The sequence below is a fragment of the Enterobacter sp. 2VL genome, from assembly GCF_005503595.1.
Classification (GTDB): Bacteria; Pseudomonadota; Gammaproteobacteria; order Enterobacterales; family Enterobacteriaceae; genus Enterobacter; species Enterobacter cancerogenus.
Genome location: NZ_SCNE01000009.1, coordinates 39458 through 65820, shown reverse-complemented (window position 1 = coordinate 65820; position 26363 = coordinate 39458). Strand labels below are relative to the sequence as shown.

Sequence of the window (26363 nt, the reverse complement as noted above, 5' to 3'; positions counted from 1 at the left end):
GGGGCGGTAAAATAGGCAAAATGTGCAAAGTCTTTTGCTGCTCAGGCAATAATCCCCTACCAGCTTACGGTGACGTCAAGACCGCCCTCGGCACTATTGGCCAGTGATACGCGCATTCCGTGCAGGGTGGCGATGCGTTTAACAATGGATAGTCCCAGGCCGCTGCCGGTCTCATCCTGTCCCGGCGGGCGATAGAAGCGCTCGCCGACGCGGGCTAAGGCGTCGGGGGCAATACCCGGGCCATTGTCGCGCACGCTGAAGCTGCGGGCGTTAAGGGTCACGTCCACCACGCTGCCGCGCGGGCTGTAGCGGATGGCGTTATCCAGCAGGTTGCGCACCAGCAGGCTGAGCAGGAGTTGCTGGCCGGTACGCGTTGCCTGCGGTGCATTGATGTTCAGCCGAATATCAATCCCCGCCTGTTGAGCCGGATGATAGATGTCCATCACAGCGGACTGGAGTAAATCGGCCAGCGCAAGGGGTTCGATATTGTCGAGGTTATCCAGCGAATCCAGACGCGACAGCGTAAGAAGCTGATCCACCAGCCGGGATGCCCGATCAATGCCGGCATGCATCTGCGCCAGGGCTTTGGCCTGTGCCTGCGGATCGTCGAGGTACAGCTGCGCCACATCCGTTTGCACCTTCAGCGCGGCCAGCGGGCTACGTAGCTCGTGGGCGGCATCCGACGTGAAGCGGCGCTCGCGGGACATCATCTCCTGGGTGCGCGTAAAGAGATGATTCAGCGAGTCGAGGAGCGGGCGGACTTCCGCAGGGACACCCTGCGTCGACAGCGTATCGGTGGCATCCGGCGAGCGCGATCGTAGGGTTTTCGCCAGCTTTTTCAACGGCTTAAGCTCACGGCTCAGCATGACAATCAGCAGAAGCAGCATCACCGGGAGCGCCACCAGCCACGGCGTGAGCTGGGAGCTGACCACGTCCAGCGCCATCTCCTGGCGGTACTCGGCTTCCTGCCCGACCACCACCCGGTACTTACCGTCCGGCGAGGTTAGCCACACAAAACGCCACGCGTCGTTATCATCTTTCAGGCGGCCATCGTCAAATCCGTCGCGGCGGTAGTGATACGGAATATCGCGTCCGTTTTCGCCGTCGTTGAGGATCATATCGCCGTCGGCGCTAAAGATGGCGAACGCCAGCGCGTCGTCGTCCAGGCGACCGTGCTTCACTTTTTTGGGGATGTCGCGCATCCGTTCGGGGGCGCGGACCTCATCCAGATCCATCGTCAGCAGCCGTTTGGCAAACAGCATCTGCTGGGTATCAAACAGCTTATCGAGTTTGTGGGTGGTTTGCTGCCAGGCGACAAGGCTGGCGGCGAACCAGGCTGCCAGCGAGAGCAGCAGGAACAGTAGCGTCAGGCGTAGCTTCAGACTCAGTTTCATGCGTCACCCAGGGTATAACCGATGCCGTGCACGGTGCGGATAAACTCGCTCCCAAGCTTGCGGCGCAGGTGATGAACATGCACTTCCACCGCGTTGCTGGAGACGTCGTCATCCCAGTTATACAGTTTTTCTTCAATGTGTTTGCGCGGCAGAACCCGGCCCGCGTTGCGCATTAACAGCTCAAGGAGCGCAAACTCTTTCGGTTTAAGCACCAGCGTGTCGCCGTCAAGCGTCGCCACCAGGCTGACCGGATCGAGCATGACCTTACCGTGGCGCAGTTCGCTGCGCGTCTGGCCGTGACTGCGGCGCACCAGCGCTTCAAGGCGGGCCGCCACTTCGATCAGGGCGAACGGCTTACACAGATAATCATCCGCCCCCAGGCGCAGCCCTTCGACGCGCTGGTTAAGCGCATCCCGCGCCGTCAGGATCAGCACCGGCTCGCTGCGGCCGCTCTCGCGCCACGCGCGTAGCATCTCCAGACCGTCGATTTCCGGCAGGGTGAGATCCAGCACCACGGCGTCGTACGGGGCGCTGTAGAGCGCCGCCTGGCCGGTTTTCCCGTCGGTAAACCAGTCCACGCTAAAGCCCAGTTTGCTTAAGCCCGTCTTAATGCCGTCGCCGATTAACTTGTCGTCTTCTACCAGTAAAATGCGCATGTTCCCTCCATGATGCAGCCAGTAAACCCGTTGCGCCCGGGCGCTGTACAGTAAAAATAAATAAATTTTTCCCTTAAGAAGTTGTTAAGGATTACCCTGTTTAATGGATTGCGAAACAACATTAAAGGGAGAGATAAAGATGAAAAAATACGCTGCAATTGCTGCCATCATGATGATGACCACCGCACCTGTCTTTGCTGCACAGGGTGGCTTTAACGGCCCATCGGCCACCGCCAGCCAGACGCAAACCCAGCAGGGCGGTTTTGTGGATAACAACGCCAACCTGACCACGGCGGCAAAAGTGAAAGATCTGAAGGACGACGCCTGGGTTAAGCTGCGCGGGAACATTACCGAGCGCCTGTCCGATGACCGCTACACCTTCCGCGACGAGAGCGGCACGGTGGTGGTGGAGATCGACCACAAGCGCTGGAACGGCGTGACCGTGACCCCGCAGGATAAAGTCGAGCTTCAGGGTAAAGTCGACAAAGACTGGAACGAATTTGAAATCGACGTGAAGCAGGTTATTAAACTGAACAAATAACCCGAAAAGGGCCGCTTAACCGGCCCTTTTTCTTTGTGACTCAACTCGCCAGATGAGGTAGTATCTGCGGCAATATTGCCTGAAACCCATCGGTTTCTGAGTTGAGGAATCACACGTAATGAGCGATATGGCAGAGCGCCTCGCGCTACATGAATTCACGGAAAACGCCTACCTGAACTACTCCATGTACGTCATCATGGACAGGGCGTTGCCGTTTATCGGGGATGGCCTGAAGCCCGTCCAGCGCCGCATCGTCTATGCGATGTCCGAGCTGGGGCTGAGCGCCAGCGCCAAGTTCAAAAAATCCGCCCGTACCGTCGGTGACGTACTGGGTAAATACCATCCGCACGGCGACAGCGCCTGTTATGAAGCGATGGTGCTGATGGCGCAGCCATTCTCTTACCGCTACCCGCTGGTCGACGGGCAGGGGAACTGGGGTGCGCCGGACGATCCGAAATCCTTCGCGGCCATGCGTTACACCGAATCCCGCCTGTCCAAATATGCCGAATTGCTGCTGAGTGAGCTGGGTCAGGGCACGGTTGACTGGGTGCCTAACTTCGACGGGACGTTGCAGGAGCCGAAAATGCTGCCTGCGCGCCTGCCGAACATCCTGCTCAACGGCACCACCGGTATTGCCGTCGGCATGGCGACGGACATCCCGCCGCACAACCTGCGTGAAGTGGCAAACGCCGCCATCACCCTGATTGAACAGCCGAAAACCTCGCTGGATGAGCTGCTGGATATCGTGCAGGGGCCGGACTACCCGACCGAAGCCGAAATCATTACCTCGCGCGCGGAAATCCGCAAAATCTACCAGAACGGCCGTGGCTCCGTGCGTATGCGCGCCGTCTGGAATAAAGAAGATGGTGCCGTGGTGATCACCGCGCTGCCGCACCAGGTCTCCGGTGCGAAGGTGCTGGAGCAGATCGCCTCCCAGATGCGCAATAAAAAGCTGCCGATGGTGGACGACCTTCGCGATGAGTCGGATCACGAGAACCCGACCCGTCTGGTGATCGTCCCGCGCTCCAACCGCGTGGACATGGATCAGGTGATGAACCACCTGTTTGCCACTACCGATCTGGAAAAAAGCTACCGCATCAACCTGAACATGATTGGCCTCGACGGCCGCCCGGCGGTGAAAAACCTGCTGGAGATCCTCACCGAGTGGCTGACGTTCCGCCGCGATACGGTGCGTCGTCGTCTGAATCACCGTCTGGAAAAAGTGCTCAAGCGCCTGCATATCCTCGAAGGTTTGCTGGTGGCGTTCCTCAATATCGACGACGTGATTGAAATCATTCGTACCGAGGACGAGCCGAAGCCGGCGCTGATGTCGCGTTTCGGTATCAGCGAAACCCAGGCCGAAGCGATCCTTGAGCTGAAGCTGCGCCATCTCGCCAAACTGGAAGAGATGAAGATCCGCGGCGAGCAGGATGAGCTGGAAAAAGAGCGCGATAAGCTGCAGGCGATCCTCGCCTCCGAGCGCAAAATGAATACCCTGCTGAAGAAAGAGCTGCAGGCCGATGCCGACGCGTTTGGCGACGAACGCCGTTCTCCGCTGCACGAGCGCGAAGAAGCCAGGGCGATGAACGAGCACGACATGCAGCCTTCCGAGCCGGTCACCATCGTGCTGTCGCAAAGCGGCTGGGTGCGCAGCGCGAAAGGTCACGATATCGACGCGCCGGGCCTGAGCTACAAGGCGGGCGACAGCTTCAAGGCGGCGGTGAAAGGCAAGAGCAACCAGCCGGTGGCGTTTATCGACTCCACGGGCCGCAGCTACGCCATCGATCCTATCACGCTGCCGTCTGCGCGCGGGCAGGGCGAGCCGCTCACCGGCAAGCTGACGCTGCCGCCGGGTGCCACGGTTGACCATATGCTGATGGAGTCCGAGGACCAGAAACTGCTGATGGCCTCAGACGCGGGCTACGGCTTCATCTGTACCTTTAACGATCTGGTGTCGCGCAACCGTGCGGGTAAAGCGCTGATCAGCCTGCCGGATAACGCACACGTTATGCCACCGCTGGTCATTGAGAACGACAGCGATATGCTGCTGGCCATCACGGCCGCCGGACGTATGCTGATGTTCCCGGTGAGCGATCTGCCTGCACTGTCAAAAGGTAAGGGCAATAAGATCATTAACATCCCGTCGGCGGAAGCGGCAAAAGGCGAAGATGGCCTGGCGCACCTGTTTATTTTACCGCCGCAAAGCACGCTGACGATCCACGTTGGCAAACGTAAAATTAAGCTTCGCCCGGAAGAGCTGCAAAAAGTGGTAGGCGAGCGGGGCCGCCGCGGCTCGCTGATGCGCGGCCTACAGCGTATCGACCGCATTGAGATTGATTCTCCGAATCGTCCCGTCGTGGGCGACAGCGAAGCCTAGTTTAGTTCTCACCCCCTCTGTTCCGGAGGGGGTAAATTCACTAAAATTTCCCGTAAAAACGTTGTTAATTCATGCGTTGCGATTAACAATACGCGCTCGTAATAAAGTCCTTACCTGGCCACAGGTGAAGTATAATTGTCAGCTGTCAGGGCTTCAGAGGTCGCTATGCTATACATTGTTCGTTTAATTCTTACCGTTATTTACTGCATTCTGGTCTGTGTGTTCGGCTGTATCTGGTGCCTGTTCAGCCCGCGTAACCCGAAGCATGTCGCCACCTTTGGCCACATGTTCGGACGTCTTGCCCCGCTGTTTGGCCTGAAAGTCGAAAAACGTCTGCCGGAAGGGGCAGAGAACTTCGGTAATGCCATCTATATCGCTAACCATCAGAACAATTACGATATGGTCACGGCTGCTAACATCGTATTACCGCCGACCGTGACGGTAGGGAAAAAAAGCCTGCTGTGGATCCCGTTCTTCGGCCTGCTTTACTGGCTCACCGGTAACCTGCTGATCGACCGCAATAACCGGGCAAAAGCCCACAGCACCATTGCCGAAGTGGTGAACCACTTTAAAAAACGCAAAATCTCAATCTGGATGTTCCCGGAAGGGACGCGCAGTCGTGGTCGCGGCCTGCTGCCGTTTAAAACCGGTGCGTTTCATGCTGCAATTGCGGCAGGGGTTCCAATTATTCCCGTGTGCGTTTCCAACACTTCTAATAAAATTAATCTTAACCGCCTGAATAATGGGCTGGTGATAGTGGAAATGCTGCCGCCGGTGGACACCAGTCACTACGGTAAAGATCAGGTGCGCGAACTGGCGACACACTGCCGCGAGCTGATGGCTCAGCATATCGCGCAGCTCGACAAAGAAGTCGCAGAGAGAGAAGCCGCCGGTAAAATTTAACCGGCGTTAAAGGGAAAACGAATTCCCGCGTTGTTAGTCGTTTCAGATGGAGCTTATATGTCACTCAGTCGGCGTCAATTTATTCAGGCTTCGGGGATCGCCCTTTGTGCGGGTGCGATGCCGCTGACAGCCAGCGCCGCGGGGCAGCAGCAGCCGCTGCCCATTCCGCCGTTGATCGAATCCCGTCGCGGGCAGCCGCTTTTCCTGACGTTACAGCGCAGCCACTGGTCCTTTACCCAGGGGACGCGCGCCTCCATCTGGGGCATTAACGGGCGCTACCTCGGGCCAACCATCCGCGTGTGGAACGGCGATGACGTTAAGCTGATTTACAGTAACCGCACGCCTGAGAATGTCGCGATGACCGTCAGCGGCCTGCAGGTGCCTGGCCCGCTGGTTGGCGGCGCGGCGCGCATGATGTCGCCAAACGCCGACTGGGCGCCGGTATTGCCGATCCGCCAGAGTGCGGCGACCCTGTGGTATCACGCCAACACCCCAAACCGCACTGCGCAGCAGGTCTATAACGGCCTCGCGGGCATGTGGCTGATTGAAGATGAGATCAGCAAATCACTGCCGATCCCGAACCACTACGGCGTGGATGATTTCCCGGTCATTATTCAGGACAAACGTCTGGATAACTTTGGCACACCGGAATACAGCGAGCCGGGTAGCGGCGGTTTTGTCGGCGACACGCTGCTGGTCAACGGTGCGCAAAGTCCGTATGTCGAAGTGTCTCGCGGCTGGGTGCGCCTGCGTCTGCTTAACGCCTCCAACTCCCGACGCTATCTGCTGCAGATGAGCGATGGCCGCCCCCTGCACGTGATTTCAGGCGATCAGGGCTTCCTGCCCGCGCCGGTTTCCGTTAAGCAGCTGGCGCTGGCGCCGGGCGAACGCCGTGAAATTCTGGTCGACATGACCAACGGCGATGAAGTCTCTTTAACCTGCGGCGAAGCGGCCAGCATTGTCGACCGTATTCGCGGGTTCTTTGAACCGTCGAGCATTCTGGTTTCCACCCTGGTGCTGACCCTGCGTCCAACTGGCCTGCTGCCGCTGGTGACCGACAGCCTGCCGATGCGCCTGTTACCGCAGGAGATCATGACCGGGCCAGCGGTCCGCAGCCGCGACATCAGCCTGGGCGACGATCCGGGCATTAACGGCGCGCTGTGGGACATAAAACGTATTGATATCACCGCCCAGCAGGGCACCTGGGAGCGCTGGACGGTGCGGTCGGATATGCCCCAGTCGTTCCATATTGAGGGCGTGAGTTTCCTGATCCGCAACGTCAACGGCGCGATGCCGTTCCCGGAAGATCGCGGCTGGAAAGATACCGTCTGGGTGGACGGGCAGGTAGAGCTGCTGGTCTACTACGGTCAACCTTCGTGGCCGCACTTCCCGTTCCTCTATCACAGCCAGACGCTGGAGATGATGGACAGGGGATCCGTGGGGCAACTGCTGGTGAATCCGGCGCCGTAAATGGCTTTTCTCCCTCTCCCTGTGGGAGAGGGGGTGAGGGCAACGGCCCGCACAATACCCCTTCATTTCCCCCGGTAAACCAGCGTATAATCCCGCTCCTTTTGTCTATTTTTTCTTCGGAAGCATTATGAGCGCAATTTCCCTGATCCAGCCGGATCGTGACCTCTTCTCCTGGCCGCAGTACTGGGCTGCCTGCTTTGGGCCAGCGCCGTTCCTGCCAATGTCCCGCGAAGAGATGGATCAGCTGGGCTGGGATAGCTGCGATATCATTCTGGTGACGGGCGATGCCTACGTTGACCACCCCAGCTTCGGCATGGCGATCTGCGGACGTATGCTGGAAGCGCAGGGCTTTCGCGTCGGGATCATCTCCCAGCCTGACTGGAACAGCAAAGACGACTTTATGCGTCTGGGGAAACCGAACCTGTTCTTCGGCGTGACCGCGGGCAACATGGACTCGATGATCAACCGCTACACCGCCGATCGCAAGCTGCGCCATGACGATGCTTACACCCCGGATAACGTGGCGGGGAAACGCCCGGATCGCGCCACGCTGGTCTATACCCAACGCTGCAAAGAAGCCTGGAAAGATGTCCCGGTGATCCTGGGCGGTATCGAAGCCAGCCTGCGCCGCACCGCGCACTATGACTACTGGTCCGATACCGTGCGTCGCTCGGTACTGGTCGATTCCAAAGCCGACATGCTGATCTTCGGCAACGGCGAGCGTCCGCTGGTGGAAGTGGCACACCGTCTTGCGCAGGGCGAGCCGGTAGGCAACATCCGCGACGTGCGCAATACCGCGATTATGGTGAAAGAGGCGCTGCCGGGCTGGAGCGGGGTGGATTCCCGCATCATTGATATGCCAGGCAAAATCGACCCTATCCCGCACCCGTACGGTGACGATCTGCCGTGTGCGGATAACAAACCGGTCGCTCCGAAAAAAGCCGAAGCGAAAGCCGTGGTGGTTCAGCCGCCGCGCCCGAAGCCATGGGAAAAAACCTACGTCCTGCTGCCGTCCTTTGAAAAAGTCAAAGCCGATAAAGTGCTCTACGCCCATGCGTCGCGTATTTTGCACCATGAAACCAACCCCGGCTGCGCCCGCGCGCTGATGCAAAAGCACGGCGAGCGTTATATCTGGATCAACCCACCGGCGATCCCGCTTTCCACCGAAGAGATGGACAGCGTCTTTGCGCTGCCGTACAAGCGCGTACCGCATCCGGCGTACGGCAGCAGTCGTATTCCGGCGTATGAGATGATCCGCTTCTCGATCAACATCATGCGCGGCTGCTTTGGGGGTTGCTCCTTCTGCTCTATTACCGAGCACGAGGGCCGCATTATTCAGAGTCGCTCTGAAGATTCCATTGTCAACGAGATCGAAGCCATTCGCGACACGGTGCCGGGTTTTACCGGTGTGATCTCCGATCTCGGCGGCCCGACCGCCAACATGTACATGCTGCGCTGTAAATCGCCGCGCGCGGAGCAGACCTGCCGCCGTTTATCCTGTGTCTATCCGAGCATTTGCGAGCATATGGACACCAACCACGAGCCGACGATCAATCTTTATCGCCGTGCGCGTGATCTGAAAGGCATCAAGAAGATCCTGATCGCCTCCGGGGTGCGTTACGACATCGCGGTGGAAGATCCACGCTATATCAAAGAGCTGGCGACGCACCACGTCGGCGGTTATCTGAAGATTGCCCCGGAGCACACCGAAGAAGGCCCGCTGTCCAAGATGATGAAGCCGGGCATGGGCAGCTACGATCGCTTTAAAGAACTGTTTGATACCTACTCGAAGCAGGCGGGTAAAGAGCAGTATCTGATCCCGTACTTCATTTCCGCGCACCCCGGCACGCGCGATGAAGATATGGTCAACCTGGCGCTGTGGCTGAAACAGCGTCGCTTCCGACTCGATCAGGTACAGAACTTCTATCCGTCGCCACTCGCCAACTCGACGACCATGTATTACACCGGCAAGAACCCGCTGAGTAAGATTGGCTACAAGAGTGAAGACGTGGTGGTGCCGAAAGGGGATAAACAGCGTCGTCTGCATAAAGCGCTGCTGCGTTACCACGATCCGGCTAACTGGCCGCTGATCCGCCAGGCGCTGGAAGAGATGGGTAAAAAACACCTGATTGGTTCACGCCGCGACTGCCTGGTCCCTGCGCCAACGCTCGATGAAATGCGGGAAGCTCGCCGCCAGAACCGCCATACGCGCCCGGCCCTCACGAAACATACGCCGATTGTGCATCAGCGTTCGAACGGTGGGGCAACGGGGGCGAAAAAAACGGGAAAACGTAAGATCGGATAACGGTGATGCCCTCACCCCGGCCCTCTCCCACAGGGAGAGGGTGTAAAATGTACCCTCTCCCTGTGGGAGAGGGTTAGGGTGAGGGAAAATTACCCCCCAAACTGATCCGGATCCGGCCCCAAACGCTTGCCCTGATCCAGCTTCGCAATCTCACCCAGCTCATCTTTATCGAGGCGGAAATCCCAGACGTCGAAGTTCTCAGCGATGCGCGAAGGCGTGACCGATTTCGGGATCACTACCAGGCCGCAGTCCAGATGCCAGCGAATCACAATCTGCGCCGGGGTTTTGCCATATTTATCCGCCAGCGTACGAATGATCTTCTGATCGAATACGCCTTCACCGCCCTGTGCCAGCGGGCTCCAGGATTCGGTCTGGATCTTGTGCGTGGCGTTCCAGGAATGCAGCTGACGTTGCTGCATCAGCGGGTGCAGCTCAATCTGGTTGATGACCGGCGCGACGCCCGTTTCGTCAATCAGACGCTGCAGGTGGTGCACCTGGAAGTTACACACCCCAATGCTTTTCACCAGCCCAGCCTGCTGGAGCTCAATCATGCCTTTCCAGGCATCCACGTAATGATCGATAGCCGGAACCGGCCAGTGCATCAGATACAGATCGACAAAATCGAGCTGCAGCTTGTCCAAGCTCTCCTGCAGGGCTTCGCGCGGGCGTTTTTGGTCGTCGTTCCACAGCTTGGTGGTGATGAAAAGGTCGTCGCGGGGCATGCCTGCGCTGGCCAGCGCCTTGCCTACGCCGTCCTCATTTTTGTACGCGGCAGCGGTATCAATCGACCGGTAGCCGACTTCCAGTGCTTTATGAATGGCGGACACGACCTCGTCGTTACCGGCTTTCCATACGCCGAGCCCCAACTGGGGCATTACGTTGCCGTCCTGAAGCTTGATCACGGTTTGGTTTGCCATTTTTCCTCCTCCATTTGCTCATCGTCGAAGGGAGCCTCCGACGATGTTGGTGTGCATTAAGTCTGGACGAAATGTCAAAAAACGAAAGGTGGGACAACAAAAACGCTTAGCGTGCCGCTTCGTAAATACGACGGCTTACGTCCAGGGTGATGTCGCCGTGCTCGCCCAGTTGCGTCATGCCATGCGCCTCGAGTTTTGCCAGCAGGGCAGGGATGGAGCTGCCATCCAGGCCATAGCCGGAAAGACGCGTTGGCACGCCCAGGCTTTCAAAGAAGTTGCGGGTCGCTTCGATCGCGGCATCGATACGCGCATCGTCAGAACCTTCGGTAATGTTCCACACGCGCTCGGCGTACTGCAGCAGTTTGGCGCGTTTGGTGTCACGTTTTTCATTCCACAGCGCAGGCAGAACCACCGCCAGGGTTTGCGCGTGATCCAGACCGTGCATCGCCGTCAGTTCATGGCCGAGCATATGGGTTGCCCAGTCCTGCGGTACGCCGGCACCGATCAGGCCATTCAGCGCCTGAGTTGCCGCCCACATCACGTTGGCGCGCACGTCGTAGTTTTCCGGCTCCTGCAGCGCTTTCGGGCCATCTTCAACCAGGGTCAGCAGAATGCCTTCTGCGAAGCGGTCCTGAATTTTAGCATCCACCGGGTAGGTAACGTACTGCTCAACGGTGTGAACAAACGCATCCACCACGCCGTTGGCGACCTGACGTGCAGGCAGGGTGTAGGTGTAAACCGGGTCCAGAATGGCAAATACCGGCTGAACGTGTTCGTTCATAAAGGCCTGTTTATCACCCGTGGTTTTACGGGAGATCACCGCACCTTTGTTCGATTCCGAACCGGTGGCGGGCAGGGTCAGCACGGAGCCCATTGGGATCGCGCTTTTCACGTCGCTGCCGCGGGTTTCCAGAATATGCCACGGATCGATGCCGTCCGCGTAGTGGGCCGCTGCGGCGATGAATTTGGTGCCGTCCAGAACAGAACCGCCGCCCACGGCCAGCAGGAAGGTGATCTTCTCGTCTTTCGCGATTTTCACCGCGTTCATCAGCGTTTCGTAGGACGGGTTTGGCTCGATGCCGCCAAACTCACGCACGTCCAGACCGTCCAGCGCGCTGTATACCTGATCCAGCACGCCGGTTTTTTTCACGCTGCCGCCACCGTAGGTGATCAGCACGCGGGCGTCAGCGGGGATCTGCTCGCGCAGTTCGGCGATGGCACCTTTACCAAACAGAATGCGGGTGGGGGTATGTAGATTAAAGTTATTCATTGCTCTTTCCCTCTGGTGGGTGAAAAACCGCGGTGGCGCAAATGGCGACCTGATGCTGCACATTGTGGCTATCTGGCGCTATCCTCTCAATGCACATTCCTGCCGATGTCTTGCCCATTTCTACAGAGTACTGGAGAAAGTGAAAGAAATTGCGCACACTGCATGGGTCAGAAACCGCCTCTGGAGTCAGAAGAAATGAACCGCGATGACATCTGTTTACAGCTTACTTCGCAAATCAAACAGTTGATAAATAAGCAAAATGACCTGAGTGTGCTGCTGCCGGATATCCGGCTGCTCTACGGGACGCAGCCGGGTACGCGCACGCCGGTGATGTACCAGCCGGGCATCGTTTTTCTCTTTTCCGGCCATAAAATTGGCTATATCAATGAGCGCGTGTTTCGTTACGACACCAATGAATATCTGCTCCTGACGGTGCCTTTACCCTTTGAATGTGAAACGTTCGCGACGGAGGCGGTTCCGCTGGCGGGGATCCGCGTGAATGTTGATATCCTGCAACTGCAGGAGCTGCTGATGGACATTGGGGAAGATGAGCTGTTCCAGCCGTCGATGGCGGCCAGCGGCATCAACTCCGCGACGCTGTCGGATGAAATCCTCTGCGCTGTTGAACGCCTGCTGGACGTCATGGAAAGACCGCTGGATGCCCGTATCCTCGGCAAGCAGATTATCCGCGAGATCCTCTACCACGTTCTGTTAGGGCCGGGGGGCGGGGCGCTGCTGGCGCTGGTGAGCCGTCAGACGCACTTCAGCCTGATCAGCCGCGTGTTGAAACGCATTGAAAGCCAGTACACGGAAAACCTCAGCGTGGACCAGCTGGCGGCAGAGGCGAACATGAGCGTGTCGGCGTTCCACCATAATTTTAAGTCGGTCACCAGCACCTCGCCGCTGCAGTATCTTAAAACCTACCGGCTGCACAAGGCGCGTATGCTGATGATCCACGACGGCATGAAAGCCAGCGCGGCGGCTATGCGCGTTGGGTATGAAAGTGCATCGCAGTTTAGTCGGGAATTTAAGCGCTATTTCGGCGTGACGCCGGGGGAAGATGCGACCCGCATCAGAACGATGCAGGGCGCTTAGGTTTTTCCCCCTCTCCCCTATGGAGAGAGGGTCAGGGTGAGGGGATCACGCGCTGCAATATTTCTTCTTAATCACCACCGCAATCGTCCCTACCAGCCCGGCAATCAGCAGGACAATCGGCAGCACCATCAGGAAAGTCATCACCTGATCTTCATGACGTTTTACAAACGGGATCATATTCAGCGCATAGCCCAGGGATGTCACCACGCCAACCCACAGCAGAGCGCTCAGCCAGTTGAAAAACTGGAAGCGGCGGTTCGACAGCCCGGAAATGCCGGCCATTGTTGGCAGCAGGGTGCGAACAAAAGCGAGGAAGCGCCCGGCCAGCAGCGCCAGCAGGCCATGACGATCAAACATGCAGGTCGCACGCTGATGATATTTGTGCGGCAGCTGCGCCAGCCAGCCCTTCACGACGCGGGTATTCCCGAGCCAGCGGCCCTGCAAATAGCTCAGCCAGCAACCAAGGCTGGCGGCGGAAGTGAGGATTATCATCGTGGGTGCGAAGTCCATCACGCCCTTGCCGATTAACGCCCCTGCAAGCAGCAGCAGGCTGTCACCGGGCAGAAACGAGGCTGGCAGTAATCCATTTTCCAGAAACAGGGTCGCAAACATCACGAAATAGACAATCCCCACAACGTGCGGGTCCGCCAGCGCGGCAAAATCGTGTTGCCAGAGCGCAGCGATAATATCTTGAATAACAGCCATGGACTTTCCTGTGGAACAGCAGATATAACGCTATTGTACTCCCTAATTGGCCCGTTGGGATTGATCGCAGGCGCAACTCATGCAGACTTTTCCGGGTGCGCCGTGAATAAAAATGTCCAGGGAGTACACTTTCAGCCTGCACTCTACACGATGCGCGCAAACCCTGCTGCTAAATCGGCAATTAAATCGTCAACATTTTCTAAACCAATATGCAGTCGGATCAGGGTGCCGCTGAAGTCCACTTCTCCGCCCGGGCGTAGCGCCGCGATCTGCTCCGGCTGGTTAGGCAGGATCAGCGATTCAAACCCGCCCCAGGAGTAGGCCATACTGAACAGGGTAAAATGATCCAGATAGCTTGCCAGCTCGTCGTTGTTCAGCCGTTTTTTAAGCACGAATGAGAACAGCCCGCTGCTGCCCGTAAAGTCACGTTTCCAGAACTCATGACCTTTACTGCCGGGAAGGGCCGGATGGTTAACCCGCTCAACCTGCGGATGCTGCGCCAGCCACTCGGCGACCCTGAGGCTGCTTTCATGGTGTTGACGCAGGCGCACGCCCAGCGTGCGCAGGCCGCGGCTGGTCAGGTAGGCCGTATCGGCATCCACCATCTGGCCCATCAGGTAGGCATTCTCACGCAGTTGATCCCAGCAGCGGGCGTTGGATACCGCGGTGCCAATCATGCCGTCAGAGTGGCCAATCAGGTATTTGGTCGCGGCCTGAATGGAGATATCGATACCGAATTCCAGCGCGTTAAACAGCACGCCCGCCGCCCAGGTGTTGTCGATAATGATGATTGCCTCAGGCGCTTTGCTGCGCACCGCCTTAACGATGGCCGGGACGTCATGTACTTCCATGGTGATCGACCCCGGTGATTCCAGGAATACTATGCGCGTGTTCGGCTGAATAAGGTCGGCAATGCCTTCGCCCGCCAGCGGGTCGAACCATCCGGTGGTGACGCCGAGCTTGCTGAGGATTTTGGTGCAGAAGTCCTGGCTCGGCTCGTACGCGGTGTTGGTCATCAGGATATGGTCACCCTGTTCCACGAACGCCAGAATGGCGTTGGCAACGGCCGCTGCGCCACAGGGGAACAGCGCGCAGCCCGCGCCGCCTTCCAGTTCGCACATCGCTTCCTGCAATGAAAAATGGGTAAGGGTGCCCCGACGTCCGTAGAACAGCCCGCCGGTGGCGCGGTTACGCGTGGCGATTTTCTTTTCCTCAACGGTATCAAACACCAGAGAGGAGGCCCGTTGGATCACGCTGTTGACCGCGCCCTGGGTATATTTCTTGCTGCGTCCGGCCTGCACCAGCGTGGTATCAAGCTGCTTCTTCGTCATCCTGGATAGCCCTGTTTTTATACGTCTGGACGTCCAGACTACCATGAAAGTAAAAAAGTGCACTTCTGCGATGGTGGAATAAGGCGAAAATTTTCTAAAATTGCGGCTCTGAAAATTTTTCCTGCGTAAGCGCAAGGAAAGTGAGTGAAATTTACGGCACTATGTAAATACTAATGAGAACTACTATCAATTCGACGTTGTTTTGATATTATTATGCTCAGAATTTGTGATTTGCGTCCTGGAGATACAGAGTGGGTAATAATTTGATGCAGACGGATCTCTCCGTTTGGGGCATGTATCATCATGCCGACATCGTGGTTAAGATTGTGATGATCGGCCTGATCCTGGCGTCCGTTGTCACCTGGGCTATTTTCTTCAGCAAGAGCGTTGAGCTTATTTCGCAGAAGCGTCGTCTTAAGCGCGAACAGCAGCAGCTGGCTGAAGCCCGCTCTCTGGATCAGGCATCCGACATGACCTCATCCTTCCACGCGAAAAGCCTGACCTCCCTTTTAGTGAATGAAGCGCAGAACGAGCTTGAACTCTCCGCAGGCAGTGAAGATAACGAAGGTATCAAAGAGCGTACCGGCTTCCGTCTGGAACGTCGCGTAGCTGCTGTGGGCCGTCATATGGGCCGCGGTAACGGTTATCTGGCGACCATCGGTGCGATCTCTCCGTTTGTCGGCCTGTTCGGTACCGTCTGGGGCATCATGAACAGCTTTATCGGCATTGCCCAAACGCAGACCACCAACCTGGCGGTTGTTGCGCCGGGTATCGCAGAAGCGCTGCTGGCGACGGCTATCGGCCTGGTCGCAGCAATTCCTGCGGTCGTTATCTACAACATCTTCGCGCGTATGATTGGCAGCTATAAAGCCACGCTGGGTGACGTTGCGGCGCAGGTTCTGCTGCTGCAAAGCCGTGACCTGGACCTCAACGCCAGCGCCGTTAAACCGGTACATGCGGCGTCCAAACTGCGCTTAGGTTGATACTATGGCAATGCGTCTTAACGAAAATCTGGACGATAACGGCGAAATGCATGAAATCAACGTCACGCCGTTTATCGACGTGATGCTGGTGCTGCTGATTATCTTCATGGTGGCTGCGCCGCTGGCGACGGTTGACGTGAAGGTGAACCTGCCTGCCTCGTCCAGCCAGCCGCAGCCGCGTCCGGAAAAGCCAATCTACCTCTCGGTTAAGGCCGATAAATCCATGTTCCTGGGCAACGACCCGGTTACGGATACGTCAGTCATTCCGGCGCTGGACCAGCTCACCGGCGGCAAGAAAGACACCACCGTGTTCTTCCGCGCGGATAAAACCGTTGATTACGAAACCATGATGAAGGTAATGGACACGCTGCATCAGGCGGGTTACCTGAAGATTGGTCTGGTGGGTGAAGAGAAAACGGCGGCGAAGTGATTTCACCGTTAACGCCAGTCGGTAACACACTGTGAATGTACAAAGGGGGCCATCGCGGCCCCCTTTGTTTATTCCCCACAACGGTTTTTAACCGAGGTGTTCTCCCCCGCACACGCCGTGCACTTCTGCCGTGACGTAGCTGGATTCCTGGCTTGCCAGATAGACATACACCGGTGCCAGCTCCGCAGGTTGCCCCGCACGCTTCATCGGCGTCTGCTGACCAAACTGCGGGATTTTCTCCTGCGGCTGGCCGCCGGAAATCTGCAGCGCGGTCCAGATTGGACCCGGTGCGACCACGTTCACGCGAATCCCTTTTTCGGCGATCTGCTTCGCCAGCCCGCGGCTGTAGTTCAGGATCGCGGCCTTGGTTGAGGCATAATCCAGCAGATGTGGGCTTGGCTGGTAGGCCTGAATCGAGGACGTGGTGATAATGCTGGACCCGGCCGGAAGCAGCGGGATGGCTTCCTGGGTGATGTAAAACAGCGCCAGGACGTTGACCGCGTAGGTCTCTTTAAACTGCTCGGTCGTGAGATCGGCAATTTTCTCTACCGCCGTCTGCTTACCGGCAACCAGCGCCAGGATATCCAGGCCACCCAGCGCCTCGTGCGCGGTATGCACCAGCGAGCGGGCAAACTGTTCATCGCTCAGGTCGCCCGGGATCAGCACCGCTTTACGTCCCGCCTCTTCAATCAGCTGTTTGACCTGCTGCGCGTCCTCTTCCTCCGCCGGGAGGTAGTTAATCGCTACGTCTGCGCCTTCACGCGCGTAAGCGATGGCGGCAGCGCGTCCGATACCGGAATCGCCCCCTGTCACCAGCGCCTTACGATCCTGGAGTCGTCCACTGCCTTTATAGCTCTCTTCGCCACAGTCCGGCACGGGCGTCATCTTTGACTGCACGCCAGGGGCAGGCTGCTTCTGCTTAGGGTATTCACCGGTGTGATACTGCGTGGTGGGGTCCTGCATTTTCGTCTGGTGATGTGCCATAAGGGATCTCCTTTTGAGTGAACTTACCCATTAAGCGTAGGAGATTTTATCGAAAAGCAGGGATAATTAAGGATTATCCGTAATACTGGCGTGCGCCTCTTCATCAAGCGCGACGCAGGTGACGCTGGAGGTGCGGTAGTCGCCTTCGGCGAGTTTGCGGGTCAGGCGCAGGGTTGCGGTTTCGCGCGCCAGCAGGTACTGGTAGTGGGCTTCAAGGCGTCCGAGGAGCTTCTCTTTCAGCTCCGGCTGCTTTTCAATGATGGCATTCATCACCGCGCCGTAAATCTCCTCTTTCACCTGTAAAGCATAAATTTCACGGCGGTTCTGCCATTTCAGGCGCACCAGCGTCGCCGGGATAGAGACCAGATCCTGGGTAATACGCGTCATCTCGGCGTTTTTGATGTTTCGTAACGCAGCGAGATTCTGCTTTAAGATAAACTCGTCGCTTTTTTTATCTTCTAAAGTCAAATAAACGTTATTATCGCTAACTGCTTTCACGTTAATCTTCCCCGAGGTCATAAAAAATGGGGGTGTTTTTTTCGCGGGTAATTAAATTAAGCCAAATTTCATTTCCCGCTTCGTTTATTTCTTTGGTTTTTTCAGCCATTATTTGACTTAAGGTCTGGGCATCTATTTCGCCCTCGGCTTGCAGATCGTCCAGCAGGTGTGCAAAGGCTTCAATTTTTACGGCGCGAAACAAGCGATCCTTAATATGGCGGTCGTGTTCTTCCAGCAACATATTACGGGATTTACCGGACTGTGAGACACCAATTAATATTTCGGACTCATAATCGGAGAGCTTTCTTTTTCCCTGAGTGAAATTCGTCTCTTTTTCTGCTTCCTTCGCAGGCTGCTCCACAGGCGTGATGTGGTACTTAGCCGGGACGAGATTGTCGGGCAGCATTGTAACGTCCTTTAATTTCAACAGGGTGGGGTTAGTATTAGGGTGAGATTCGTTGACAATAACATGAGGCAATTTTAAAATCAAAAAAAATGGAGCCTACCCATGAACAGTATTTTCTTTACGGTCATTACATTGCTATTACTGACCGCCGGCGTTCTTTTATTGATGCAAGAGTTCAATAAAACCAAAGTATCGAAGGATGCCAGCGTCCCGCCACAGCCAGAGCCGATGACAAAAGAGGAAGGGGAAGATCATTTCTCGGTATTGATGAACGCGATAACGCCGGTTTGGTACTGGCGGGTCAATCATGAATATATCGACTTTTTGCATGCGACTATTAAGCGCATGAAAATGGCTGAAATTAATGATACGCCCGGGTTGTTTGAAGCACAGCGCCGCTGCAGCGACCTGAATTCGGCGGTGTACAAATATTATGACAATATCAAAAAGCGTTGTCTGAATGGCGAGAAGGTCTCGTATTCGGATTTGGACGTATTAAATCTGCGCCAGTGTTTTCGCGAGTTCAGCCTTGAAGCCTACCCGGAGCTGGTGGCACTGGTGTGGCCGGAATATGCGCGCCCGGATGTAAACCCGCAGGAAGTGTAAGCGCTTTGTTGGTTAGCTGTTGCAAACAGTAAGCGCTCCTGAGATATACTGAGCGCTGGTTTCGTTTGCAGACAGGACTCTATGGAACGCTTTTTTGAAAACGCAATGTACGCCTCTCGCTGGATCCTGGCGCCGGTCTACTTTGGCCTCTCCCTGGCGCTTATCGCTCTGACGATCAAGTTCTTCCAGGAAATTATTCACGTCTTGCCCAACATCTTCTCCATTGCGGAAGCGGATTTAATTCTGGTGCTGCTGTCGCTGGTGGACATGACGCTGGTCGGCGGGCTGCTGGTGATGGTGATGTTCTCCGGCTATGAGAACTTTGTCTCTCAGCTGGATATCGACGCGCGCAAAGAAAAGCTGAGCTGGCTCGGCAAAATGGACGCCACCTCGCTGAAAAACAAAGTGGCCGCCTCCATTGTGGCGATCTCCTCCATCCATCTTTTACGCGTGTTTATGGATGCGAAGAACGTACCGGACAACAAGCTGATGTGGTATGTCATTATCCACCTGACGTTTGTCCTGTCGGCGTTCGTGATGGGGTATCTGGATAAGATCAGTAAGAAGTAATTTTCCATCGCGCACAAATTTATGCGCGCATCGAACCATTCCCTCTCCCCTTTGGGGAGAGGGTTAGGGTGAGGGGAATATACGGCTGTGGGGGTATTTCCGTTCACTTTACTTATCTGACGACGCCTGCCACAGATTCAACTCACCATCCGCAACGTGCTGGTCAATTCGCGCCAGTTCATCGTCCGTAAAGCGCAGGTTTTCCAGCGCCTGAACGTTCTCCTCAAGCTGCTCAGGGCGGCTCGCACCGATCAGCACCGACGTGACGCGCTCGTCTTTCAGCAGCCAGCTCAGCGCCATCTGCGCCATCGTCTGCCCGCGCGCGTGCGCCATTTCGTTAAGCAGGCGCAGGCTGTTCAGGTTGGCCTCGGTCAGCATGTTTTCCGTCAGTCCGCGCACTTTCTTGCCTTCACGCTGCATGCGCGATCCGTCCGGAATGCCGTTCAGGTATTTTCCGGTTAACAACCCCTGCGCCAGCGGCGTAAAGGCGATACAGCCGGTGCCGTTAGCGTCCAGCGCGTCCAGCAGCCCGGTTTTATCGACCCAGCGGTTCAGCAGGTTATAGGACGGCTGATGGATCAGCAGCGGGATCTTCCACTCGCTCAACAGCCCGGCCATGATCCGGGTTCGCTCCGTCGAGTAAGAGGAGATCCCCACATACAGCGCTTTGCCGCTCTGCACGGCGTGCGCCAGGGCCGCAGCCGTCTCCTCCATGGGCGTGTTCTCATCGACGCGGTGGGAGTAGAAAATATCGACATATTCCACGCCCATGCGCTTTAGGCTCTGGTCGAGGCTGGCGAGGAGATACTTACGCGAACCGCCCGAGCCGTACGGCCCCGGCCACATGTCGTAGCCCGCCTTGGTGGAAATAATCAGCTCGTCGCGATACCCGGCAAAATCGTCGCGCAGCAGCCGACCAAAGTTCTCTTCGGCGCTGCCCGGCGGTGGGCCATAGTTATTGGCGAGGTCAAAATGGGTAATGCCGAGATCGAACGCTTTACGCAGCAGCGCGCGCTGGGATTCCAGCGTCTGAACGTGGCCAAAGCTGTGCCACAGGCCGAGCGACAGCGCGGGCAGGCGCAGGCCGCTTTGCCCGCAGAAACGGTACTGCATATTTTCGTAGCGGCCAGGGTAGGGATGCCAGGACATGATGTCTCCTTTCTTGTCGATGAATTTTCGAAACAACGTTTTCATTCTATGCTTATCAAATCACAAATCCCGGAGAGATGCGATGACGCGCCTGACCGCCAAAGATTTTCCGCAGGAATTGCTCGATTACTACGGCTATTACGCACACGGTAAAATCTCCAAACGCGAGTTTCTGAATCTTGCAGCACGCTATGCGGTGGGCGGCGTAACGGCGCTGGCGCTGTTTAACATGCTTAAGCCCAACTATGCGCTGGCCGAGCAGGTTAAATTCACCGACCCCGATATTCTTCCTGAATACATTCACTATCCATCGCCCAATGGGCACGGCGAGGTGCGCGGCTATCTGGTCAAACCGGCTAAAGCCAGCGGCCCTGTGCCCGCGGTGGTGGTAGTGCATGAGAATCGCGGCCTGAACCCCTATATCGAAGATGTGGCGAGACGCGTCGCCAAAGCCGGGTACATCGCGCTGGCGCCGGACGGCTTAAGCTCGGTCGGCGGCTATCCGGGCAATGATGAAGAGGGCAAAGTGCTCCAGCAGAAGGTCGACCCGACAAAGCTGATGAACGACTTCTTTGCCGCCGTCGAGTTTATGCGAACGCACCCTGAGGCGACCGGCAAGGTCGGCATCACGGGTTTTTGCTATGGCGGCGGCGTGTCGAACGCGGCGGCGGTGGCGTATCCCGAGCTGAACTGCGCAGTGCCGTTCTACGGTCGCCAGCCTGCGGCGGCGGATGTCCCTAAAATCAAGGCGCCGCTGCTGTTGCATTACGCCGAACTGGATAAGAACATTAACGAAGGCTGGCCCGCTTATGAGGCGGCGCTGAAAGCCAGTAACACGGTTTACGAGGCTTATATCTACCCCGGCGTAAACCACGGTTTTCATAATGACTCCACACCCCGTTACGACGAGGCTGCGGCAGAGTTGGCCTGGACGCGCACGCTGGGGTGGTTTGAGAAGTATTTGCGCTGAACGCAAACAAGCCGGGCACGCCCGGCTTGCAAAACAGGCTTGCCCCGGCAGCGTCGCGCCGCCGGGAAGTGAAGGAGATCAGAAGCTGTAGCTCATCCCCGCCTGAACGCTGGCATCGTTATCCACGTCACCCGTTCCCACATACACGCCGGTATTCAGCGAGAAGTTATGCGCGATGGTGGCGTTGATGCCTGCCCCAAAGATACCCATCGCGTTGTTGTGCCCGGAGGTGTTGTGATAATCCGCGGCCTTGATGTCGGTATCGTCGCTAAACTCTTTCTGTAAGCGCGCGTCAACCCACGGCATCACCTGCACATTCTTGTTCAGATCGGTCAGGGTGGTGGTCAAACGCACCCCCGCGCCGCCGTTCCAGGAAGAGACCTGGCTGTCGGCAAAGGTTACTTCGCTGTCGGAGAAGCCGTTGGCTTTGGTTTGATCCCAGCCAAGCGTCGCGTACGGCTGCAGCAGGGTTTCGCCTGGCAGCAGGACGTTCACACCGGTACGCGCCTGGGCAATGTACAGGTTGCCGTCGGTGGAGCCGTTAAGCGCCTCGGTCATCCCACTGGTATTGCCCGTCACGTTATTGGCTGAGAGGGTATAGCGCATGTCGCCATAGCTGAAGCTGCCGTCGGCGAACACGCCCCAGGATTTACCGTTCAGCGCCTGCTGCCAGCCGCCGTAGACGCTGTAGTAGTTGCCGTAAACGCTGTCCTTAAAGCTATCGACCCCGTCGCTGGTGTCCTGCACGCGGCTGCGGGTCCAGGCCAGGGCAATACCGCCGGTCACGCTGTCGCCGTTGTCCATGTGCGCCGTCCAGTCGACACCGCCCTGCGCGCCCTGGGTAATGCTTTTATAGTCGACGTCGTTGCTGAAGTTACCGTTCTGATAGAGGAAGTCGCCCCAGACCTGCGCACCGTCCTGCTGCTGGCCCAGCAGATTCGCCAGGTGTACCTGGTTCATGTGGTTGCTGATGTCGTCCGCAACCTGGTGACCGGCCTGCTCGGCAGCGTCCAGCCCGGCAATCAGCCCCTGAACGTCGCTTGCCAGCGAGCCTTGCGCGCTGTTGAACACCACGTTCCAGTTATAGCTGTTATCAGCGGCCAGCCTCGTTTGCGGGGCCGCATCTGCCGGCACAATGTCGAGGCTGTTGTTATAGTTGTACGCGCCGCTGCGGTTCTCAACGCTGTTCTCGCCGTTGGTGAAGGTCGCGGCAGCATAGTTCTGCGGCGCGGTGCTGCTGGCGGTGCTAAACGTGCCGAGAATGACGTTGCTCTTATTTTGCGCCGTTGGCGTAATGCTGGTGACCATAATGGCGTTATTTGCACCGGTAATGGTACCGAAGTTGACGAAGCTGTCGGTGCTCATGCTCACCCGGGCGTTGCTGCCGGTGGTGCTCGCCACGAGGGTTGAGCCATCCTGCAGGCTCCAGGTGGTGGCATCGTTGATCTTATCGATGGTGATGCTGTTATCGCTGGTGGTATTCACCGTTTCAAACTGGCTGATCTGGCCGGTGATGGAGCTGCCTGCGTCCATCGAGAGCGTATCGCTGCCGGCTCCGCCGTCCACGTTGCCGTTGACGTGAGAATTGTTGGTCAATACCAGCGTGTCATCGCCCGAGCCGGTTTTGACATCGCCGTTTACGGTCGCGTTATTTTGCAGGGTTACGGTGGTATTGCCGCTGTTGTGGCTGGTATCCACGTCGCCGTTAACCGTACTGTTATCGACCAGCAGCGTGGTGGCGGTACTGCCGTCTACCGTTACGTCACCGTTCACCACGCTTTTATTGGTCATCGTTACCGTCGTGGTGCCTTTGTCATTCAGCACCGCCACGTCGCCGGTTACGGTGCTGTTATTCATCGCAAGCGTAGTGTTGGTGGTGCCGTACAGCGCCACGGCAAGATCGTTGAATTCGTCAGGGTTATTAATTTTGATGCCAGTTTTTTCAAACAGCGCCTCGGCCAGCGAGTCGATATTTTTTGCAATCAGACTTTGCGAAGCATCGACGGTCGCACTGGTCAGAGAAACAGTGGTATCTGATGTAAGGCTGCCGGCATAAATGCCCCCTTTATCCATCGCGCTGTTGCTCATGGAAATAGCCTGTGCGCCTTCACCCGCGCTCACAATACTCCCGTGCAGCGCACTGCCGTTGGTAATATTGACGGTGTGATAGCCTTTATCCATGGGATCGAGGAAAATCGCGGACCCCATCATATAGCCTTTATTATGTTTATCGTAATCACCCGTGCTGCTCTCACCGTTCAGCGTTGAGTGATCAATATTAACGGTGGTATTCGTTGTGGCATTTTTTGAACCAGCCTCAATCATATCGGCGGTTGCGCCGTTATTGAGGGTAATATTGACCGTTCCGCCGTTACTGCCCTGAATATAATGGCCGGACATATTCGTGCCCGATACGGTTAACGACTGGGTATCGCCGCTCGTGCGGTGGCCGTCCATATAAATATTGGTGGCGGTGGCGTCAGCCATAACGGCATTGGTCGCACTGGCATCCTGATAATAATTATCGTCGGTATATTTTGTTAATCCGCACGTCTGGCTGTTATTTCCGCTCTGGCATGGCGTTGCCTGAACGTCTGGAGATACCGGGGCTGTTTTTGCACTGACGCTAAAAGAGGTTAAGGCCAGTAAAATACACTGGGAGATCAGCGTACGTTTCATTGAATTTCGCATTTGTTTTTCTCTGAATTAGATTGATTGAACAGATCTCCTTTTTAAATCAAAAAACTGAAAGTAAGAAACTTCCTGGCTGTTTTGGATGTAATAAAACTTAAAGCTAAATTAAGCTAATTTAAATAAATTAAACAAATAAACAAAAGCAAATACATTTGTAGTGTCAATATGATTGGATGGTTAGCAGGCTAATTTTATCGGTAGCGATCAAAACAGGGGTGATTGATTGAAAATTCAGATGAATAAAAAAGAGGAGCCGGTGGGGGGAAAAAATTGAATGTGCCGCAAGGTTACATTTCATCATCTGCTGAAATGTAAAAACATATATTTTGAGGGGATATTACCGCACCGCGATTATCGTTTTCTGATTGGGAAAGGGAAAATAAAAAATGTGAGAAAAAGAGTCGCGAAACAGTATACCTTCGCCATTTCCTGCCGATAACGAGATTAAGTCTCGCCTCTGGGCGAATCTCCCCTCACGGCAAGGAAAACTCAATGCAGATGCTTCGTAATTTCACGATCCGCTTCGTTATGCTGACGATACTCGGGATCTTTTGTTTAATGTGGGCGGGGGTCGGCCTGTACAGCACCTGGTCACTCTCCCGCGTCTCCGAGGGTAACGACGTCGACCGCCAGCTGGTAAAGCAGATGATGGTGCTGAGCCAGGGTAACGATCAGTACTTTCGCTTTGTCACCCGTCTTGGCCGCGCAATGGAGGCCAAAGCCGCAGGCGGCACGCCTGATTTAGCCTCAGCGAAGCAGGCGCTGGATAACATGGCCAAAAAGCTGGCGCAGATGAAGGCCATTTCGCCAGGCCCAATGGATGAGCAGATCTCCGCCCAGGTGATCGGCACCTGGCAGGCGTTGCTCGATCAGGGCGTAACGCCGCAGATGCAGCAGGCGCAGCAAGGTTCGCTGGAGGGCTATCGCCAGCAGGCGAACAACGTCACCCCGCCGCTGAGCCGCGCCTTTGGTGCCGCAGCCGAACGCTTTAACCAGGCCGCAGGCGACAGGCTCGACACCACGCGCGTGGTGGTGGATGGGCTGACCAGCATGACCCGCACGGTGATCGTCGTGGCCACGATTATCGGTCTGCTGATCCTGCTGTTTACCGACCGCTACCTGGTGGCACTGCTGGTGAAACCGCTGGATCGCATTCGTCATCAGTTCCGCCAGATTGCCCAGGGCGATCTCAGCCAGCCGATTGAACCCATTGGCCGCAACTGCGTCGGGCAACTGGTGCCGCTGCTCAGTGCAATGCAGGACAGCCTGCGTGAAGCGGTCAGCAACATCCGCTCCGGCAGTGAAAATATCTGGCGCGGCGCAACCGAGATCTCCAGCGGCAACAACGACCTTTCCTCACGCACCGAGGAGCAGGCCGCCGCGCTGGAGGAGACCGCCGCCAGCATGGAGCAGCTCACCGCGACGGTAAAACTGAACGCCGAAAGCGCGCGTCAGGCCAGCGAACTGGCGGACGTGGCGTCAACCACCGCCAGCCGGGGCGGCTCGCTGGTGGAAGAGGTGGTGACGACCATGAGCGGCATTTCAGGCAGCTCGAAGAAAATTGCGGAAATCACTACCGTCATTAACAGCATCGCATTCCAGACCAACATCCTGGCGCTTAATGCGGCGGTGGAAGCGGCGCGTGCGGGTGAACAAGGGCGCGGTTTCGCCGTCGTCGCCGGTGAGGTGCGTAATCTGGCAAGCCGCAGCGCCAATGCGGCCAAAGAGATCGAAGGGCTGATTGCCGATTCGGTTGCCCGCGTGGCGCAGGGGGCGCAGCTGGTTAACGACACCGGCACCACCATGGAAGCGATCCTGCGCGATATCACCGAAGTGACCACCATCATGAAGCAGATTGCCTCTGCCTCGGAAGAGCAGAGCAAGGGCATCTCGCAGGTAGGTATCGCCATTACCCAGATGGACGGCGTGACCCAGCAGAACGCCTCGCTGGTGGAGCAGGTCTCCGCCGCGGCCTCCGCCCTGGAGCGCCAGACGGAAGATCTGCAGCGCTCCGTCCAGAAATTCCGCCTCTCTGCGTAATCACCTCAAGGCCGCCACGTGCGGCCTTCATTTTCACTGGCTATCGCTTAAAATATCGCTATATAATTT

Annotated in this window: 23 protein-coding genes; 12 read left to right on the top strand and 11 right to left on the bottom strand. The window is 56.7% G+C overall.

Annotated elements, in window-relative coordinates; translation table 11 throughout:
- Positions 1–56: 56 nt before the first annotated feature.
- A complete protein-coding gene (gene qseC / locus FFS28_RS18215; RefSeq protein WP_137903642.1) occupies positions 57–1394 on the bottom strand; it encodes a quorum sensing histidine kinase QseC in 1338 nt (445 codons plus the stop codon).
- Entirely contained in the window at positions 1391–2050 is a 660-nt protein-coding gene (qseB, locus tag FFS28_RS18210; RefSeq protein WP_006178549.1) for a quorum sensing response regulator transcription factor QseB, read from the bottom strand. The genes qseC and qseB overlap by 4 nt, the downstream gene beginning before the upstream one ends.
- Before the next feature lie 139 nt (positions 2051–2189).
- On the opposite strand from qseB, the gene FFS28_RS18205 reads away from it, so the two are divergent.
- The 5 genes from FFS28_RS18205 to FFS28_RS18185 all read left to right on the top strand — a co-directional run bounded on the left by FFS28_RS18205 (position 2190) and on the right by FFS28_RS18185 (position 9646).
- Complete coding sequence (locus FFS28_RS18205) at positions 2190–2591, top strand: YgiW/YdeI family stress tolerance OB fold protein (RefSeq protein ID WP_058610761.1); 402 nt, start codon at positions 2190–2192, stop codon at positions 2589–2591.
- 118 nt (positions 2592–2709) lie between these two features.
- Positions 2710–4968 (top strand): DNA topoisomerase IV subunit A, encoded by a 2259-nt coding sequence (gene parC / locus FFS28_RS18200; RefSeq protein ID WP_137903641.1) that lies wholly within the window; start codon positions 2710–2712, stop codon positions 4966–4968.
- A 165-nt stretch (positions 4969–5133) separates the two neighbouring features.
- Complete coding sequence (gene plsC / locus FFS28_RS18195; protein ID WP_137903640.1) at positions 5134–5871, top strand: 1-acylglycerol-3-phosphate O-acyltransferase; 738 nt, start codon at positions 5134–5136, stop codon at positions 5869–5871.
- Positions 5872–5928: 57 nt separating this feature from the next.
- A complete protein-coding gene (ftsP, locus tag FFS28_RS18190; RefSeq protein WP_137903639.1) occupies positions 5929–7341 on the top strand; it encodes a cell division protein FtsP in 1413 nt (470 codons plus the stop codon).
- A 127-nt stretch (positions 7342–7468) separates the two neighbouring features.
- On the top strand, positions 7469–9646 hold the full coding sequence (locus FFS28_RS18185; protein WP_006178543.1) for a YgiQ family radical SAM protein: 2178 nt from the start codon (positions 7469–7471) through the stop codon (positions 9644–9646).
- An 89-nt stretch (positions 9647–9735) separates the two neighbouring features.
- On the opposite strand, the gene dkgA is transcribed toward FFS28_RS18185, so the two are convergent.
- Positions 9736–10563, bottom strand: coding sequence for a 2,5-didehydrogluconate reductase DkgA (gene dkgA / locus FFS28_RS18180; RefSeq protein ID WP_006178542.1), 828 nt, complete (start codon positions 10561–10563; stop codon positions 9736–9738).
- Between the two features lie 106 nt (positions 10564–10669).
- Positions 10670–11833 carry an alcohol dehydrogenase gene (gene yqhD / locus FFS28_RS18175; protein ID WP_006178541.1) on the bottom strand — a complete coding sequence of 388 codons (1164 nt, stop codon included), beginning with the start codon at positions 11831–11833 and terminating at the stop codon, positions 10670–10672.
- A gap of 195 nt (positions 11834–12028) precedes the next feature.
- Here yqhD and FFS28_RS18170 point away from each other — a divergent pair, with 195 nt between their 5' ends.
- On the top strand, positions 12029–12928 hold the full coding sequence (locus FFS28_RS18170) for an AraC family transcriptional regulator (RefSeq protein ID WP_137903638.1): 900 nt from the start codon (positions 12029–12031) through the stop codon (positions 12926–12928).
- Positions 12929–12973: 45 nt separating this feature from the next.
- Here FFS28_RS18170 and yghB read toward each other — a convergent pair whose 3' ends face one another.
- Both yghB and metC read right to left on the bottom strand, forming a co-directional pair.
- Entirely contained in the window at positions 12974–13633 is a 660-nt protein-coding gene (gene yghB / locus FFS28_RS18165) for a DedA family general envelope maintenance protein YghB (protein ID WP_137903637.1), read from the bottom strand.
- 143 nt (positions 13634–13776) lie between these two features.
- Positions 13777–14964: a cystathionine beta-lyase gene (gene metC / locus FFS28_RS18160; RefSeq protein WP_137903636.1), complete on the bottom strand. Its 1188-nt coding sequence runs from the start codon at positions 14962–14964 to the stop codon at positions 13777–13779.
- Between the two features lie 251 nt (positions 14965–15215).
- Here metC and exbB point away from each other — a divergent pair, with 251 nt between their 5' ends.
- On the top strand, positions 15216–15947 hold the full coding sequence (gene exbB, locus FFS28_RS18155; RefSeq protein ID WP_042321987.1) for a tol-pal system-associated acyl-CoA thioesterase: 732 nt from the start codon (positions 15216–15218) through the stop codon (positions 15945–15947).
- Positions 15948–15951: 4 nt separating this feature from the next.
- On the top strand, positions 15952–16377 hold the full coding sequence (gene exbD, locus FFS28_RS18150; protein ID WP_006178535.1) for a TonB system transport protein ExbD: 426 nt from the start codon (positions 15952–15954) through the stop codon (positions 16375–16377).
- A gap of 87 nt (positions 16378–16464) precedes the next feature.
- On the opposite strand, the gene FFS28_RS18145 is transcribed toward exbD, so the two are convergent.
- The 3 genes from FFS28_RS18145 to FFS28_RS18135 form a co-directional block, all read right to left on the bottom strand.
- Positions 16465–17361, bottom strand: coding sequence for an SDR family oxidoreductase (locus FFS28_RS18145; RefSeq protein ID WP_102890191.1), 897 nt, complete (start codon positions 17359–17361; stop codon positions 16465–16467).
- 66 nt (positions 17362–17427) lie between these two features.
- Positions 17428–17880: a hypothetical protein gene (locus FFS28_RS18140; RefSeq protein ID WP_006178533.1), complete on the bottom strand. Its 453-nt coding sequence runs from the start codon at positions 17878–17880 to the stop codon at positions 17428–17430.
- Positions 17861–18265: a hypothetical protein gene (locus FFS28_RS18135; protein ID WP_101736971.1), complete on the bottom strand. Its 405-nt coding sequence runs from the start codon at positions 18263–18265 to the stop codon at positions 17861–17863. Before FFS28_RS18135 ends, FFS28_RS18140 begins: the two co-directional genes overlap by 20 nt.
- 102 nt (positions 18266–18367) lie before the next feature.
- Between FFS28_RS18135 and FFS28_RS18130 the strand changes: the two genes are divergently transcribed.
- Both FFS28_RS18130 and FFS28_RS18125 read left to right on the top strand, forming a co-directional pair.
- On the top strand, positions 18368–18871 hold the full coding sequence (locus FFS28_RS18130; RefSeq protein WP_006178531.1) for an ESA_00282 family adhesion-associated protein: 504 nt from the start codon (positions 18368–18370) through the stop codon (positions 18869–18871).
- Between the two features lie 81 nt (positions 18872–18952).
- Positions 18953–19441: a TIGR00645 family protein gene (locus FFS28_RS18125; RefSeq protein WP_006178530.1), complete on the top strand. Its 489-nt coding sequence runs from the start codon at positions 18953–18955 to the stop codon at positions 19439–19441.
- A gap of 108 nt (positions 19442–19549) precedes the next feature.
- Here the strand turns inward: FFS28_RS18125 and FFS28_RS18120 are convergent, their stop codons facing one another.
- The gene (locus tag FFS28_RS18120; protein WP_137903635.1) at positions 19550–20590 is read right to left on the bottom strand and encodes an aldo/keto reductase; all 1041 of its coding nucleotides are present in this window, start codon (positions 20588–20590) and stop codon (positions 19550–19552) included.
- Between the two features lie 82 nt (positions 20591–20672).
- Between FFS28_RS18120 and yghX the strand changes: the two genes are divergently transcribed.
- Positions 20673–21560 carry a YghX family hydrolase gene (gene yghX / locus FFS28_RS18115; protein WP_137903634.1) on the top strand — a complete coding sequence of 296 codons (888 nt, stop codon included), beginning with the start codon at positions 20673–20675 and terminating at the stop codon, positions 21558–21560.
- A 78-nt stretch (positions 21561–21638) separates the two neighbouring features.
- Here the strand turns inward: yghX and FFS28_RS18110 are convergent, their stop codons facing one another.
- Entirely contained in the window at positions 21639–24239 is a 2601-nt protein-coding gene (locus FFS28_RS18110; protein ID WP_249357450.1) for an autotransporter domain-containing protein, read from the bottom strand.
- Positions 24240–24746: 507 nt separating this feature from the next.
- Between FFS28_RS18110 and FFS28_RS18105 the strand changes: the two genes are divergently transcribed.
- The gene (locus FFS28_RS18105; protein ID WP_137903632.1) at positions 24747–26294 is read left to right on the top strand and encodes a methyl-accepting chemotaxis protein; all 1548 of its coding nucleotides are present in this window, start codon (positions 24747–24749) and stop codon (positions 26292–26294) included.
- The last annotated feature ends 69 nt before the right edge of the window (positions 26295–26363 follow it).

What these genes read in the sequence shown, in the direction of transcription:
- plsC (WP_137903640.1), top strand. Translation starts at nt 5,134, where the DNA reads ATGCTATACATTGTTCGTTTAATTCTTACCGTTATTTACTGCATTCTG.
- ftsP (WP_137903639.1), top strand. Translation starts at nt 5,929, where the DNA reads ATGTCACTCAGTCGGCGTCAATTTATTCAGGCTTCGGGGATCGCCCTT.
- FFS28_RS18125 (WP_006178530.1), top strand. Translation starts at nt 18,953, where the DNA reads ATGGAACGCTTTTTTGAAAACGCAATGTACGCCTCTCGCTGGATCCTG.
- yqhD (WP_006178541.1), bottom strand. Translation starts at nt 11,833, where the DNA reads ATGAATAACTTTAATCTACATACCCCCACCCGCATTCTGTTTGGTAAA.
- metC (WP_137903636.1), bottom strand. Translation starts at nt 14,964, where the DNA reads ATGACGAAGAAGCAGCTTGATACCACGCTGGTGCAGGCCGGACGCAGC.
- qseC (WP_137903642.1), bottom strand. Translation starts at nt 1,394, where the DNA reads ATGAAACTGAGTCTGAAGCTACGCCTGACGCTACTGTTCCTGCTGCTC.
- exbD (WP_006178535.1), top strand. Translation starts at nt 15,952, where the DNA reads ATGGCAATGCGTCTTAACGAAAATCTGGACGATAACGGCGAAATGCAT.
- FFS28_RS18110 (WP_249357450.1), bottom strand. Translation starts at nt 24,239, where the DNA reads ATGAAACGTACGCTGATCTCCCAGTGTATTTTACTGGCCTTAACCTCT.
- FFS28_RS18205 (WP_058610761.1), top strand. Translation starts at nt 2,190, where the DNA reads ATGAAAAAATACGCTGCAATTGCTGCCATCATGATGATGACCACCGCA.
- FFS28_RS18120 (WP_137903635.1), bottom strand. Translation starts at nt 20,590, where the DNA reads ATGTCCTGGCATCCCTACCCTGGCCGCTACGAAAATATGCAGTACCGT.
- FFS28_RS18105 (WP_137903632.1), top strand. Translation starts at nt 24,747, where the DNA reads ATGCAGATGCTTCGTAATTTCACGATCCGCTTCGTTATGCTGACGATA.
- qseB (WP_006178549.1), bottom strand. Translation starts at nt 2,050, where the DNA reads ATGCGCATTTTACTGGTAGAAGACGACAAGTTAATCGGCGACGGCATT.
- yghX (WP_137903634.1), top strand. Translation starts at nt 20,673, where the DNA reads ATGACGCGCCTGACCGCCAAAGATTTTCCGCAGGAATTGCTCGATTAC.
- FFS28_RS18185 (WP_006178543.1), top strand. Translation starts at nt 7,469, where the DNA reads ATGAGCGCAATTTCCCTGATCCAGCCGGATCGTGACCTCTTCTCCTGG.
- FFS28_RS18140 (WP_006178533.1), bottom strand. Translation starts at nt 17,880, where the DNA reads ATGACCTCGGGGAAGATTAACGTGAAAGCAGTTAGCGATAATAACGTT.
- FFS28_RS18170 (WP_137903638.1), top strand. Translation starts at nt 12,029, where the DNA reads ATGAACCGCGATGACATCTGTTTACAGCTTACTTCGCAAATCAAACAG.
- parC (WP_137903641.1), top strand. Translation starts at nt 2,710, where the DNA reads ATGAGCGATATGGCAGAGCGCCTCGCGCTACATGAATTCACGGAAAAC.
- FFS28_RS18135 (WP_101736971.1), bottom strand. Translation starts at nt 18,265, where the DNA reads ATGCTGCCCGACAATCTCGTCCCGGCTAAGTACCACATCACGCCTGTG.
- dkgA (WP_006178542.1), bottom strand. Translation starts at nt 10,563, where the DNA reads ATGGCAAACCAAACCGTGATCAAGCTTCAGGACGGCAACGTAATGCCC.
- FFS28_RS18145 (WP_102890191.1), bottom strand. Translation starts at nt 17,361, where the DNA reads ATGGCACATCACCAGACGAAAATGCAGGACCCCACCACGCAGTATCAC.
- yghB (WP_137903637.1), bottom strand. Translation starts at nt 13,633, where the DNA reads ATGGCTGTTATTCAAGATATTATCGCTGCGCTCTGGCAACACGATTTT.
- FFS28_RS18130 (WP_006178531.1), top strand. Translation starts at nt 18,368, where the DNA reads ATGAACAGTATTTTCTTTACGGTCATTACATTGCTATTACTGACCGCC.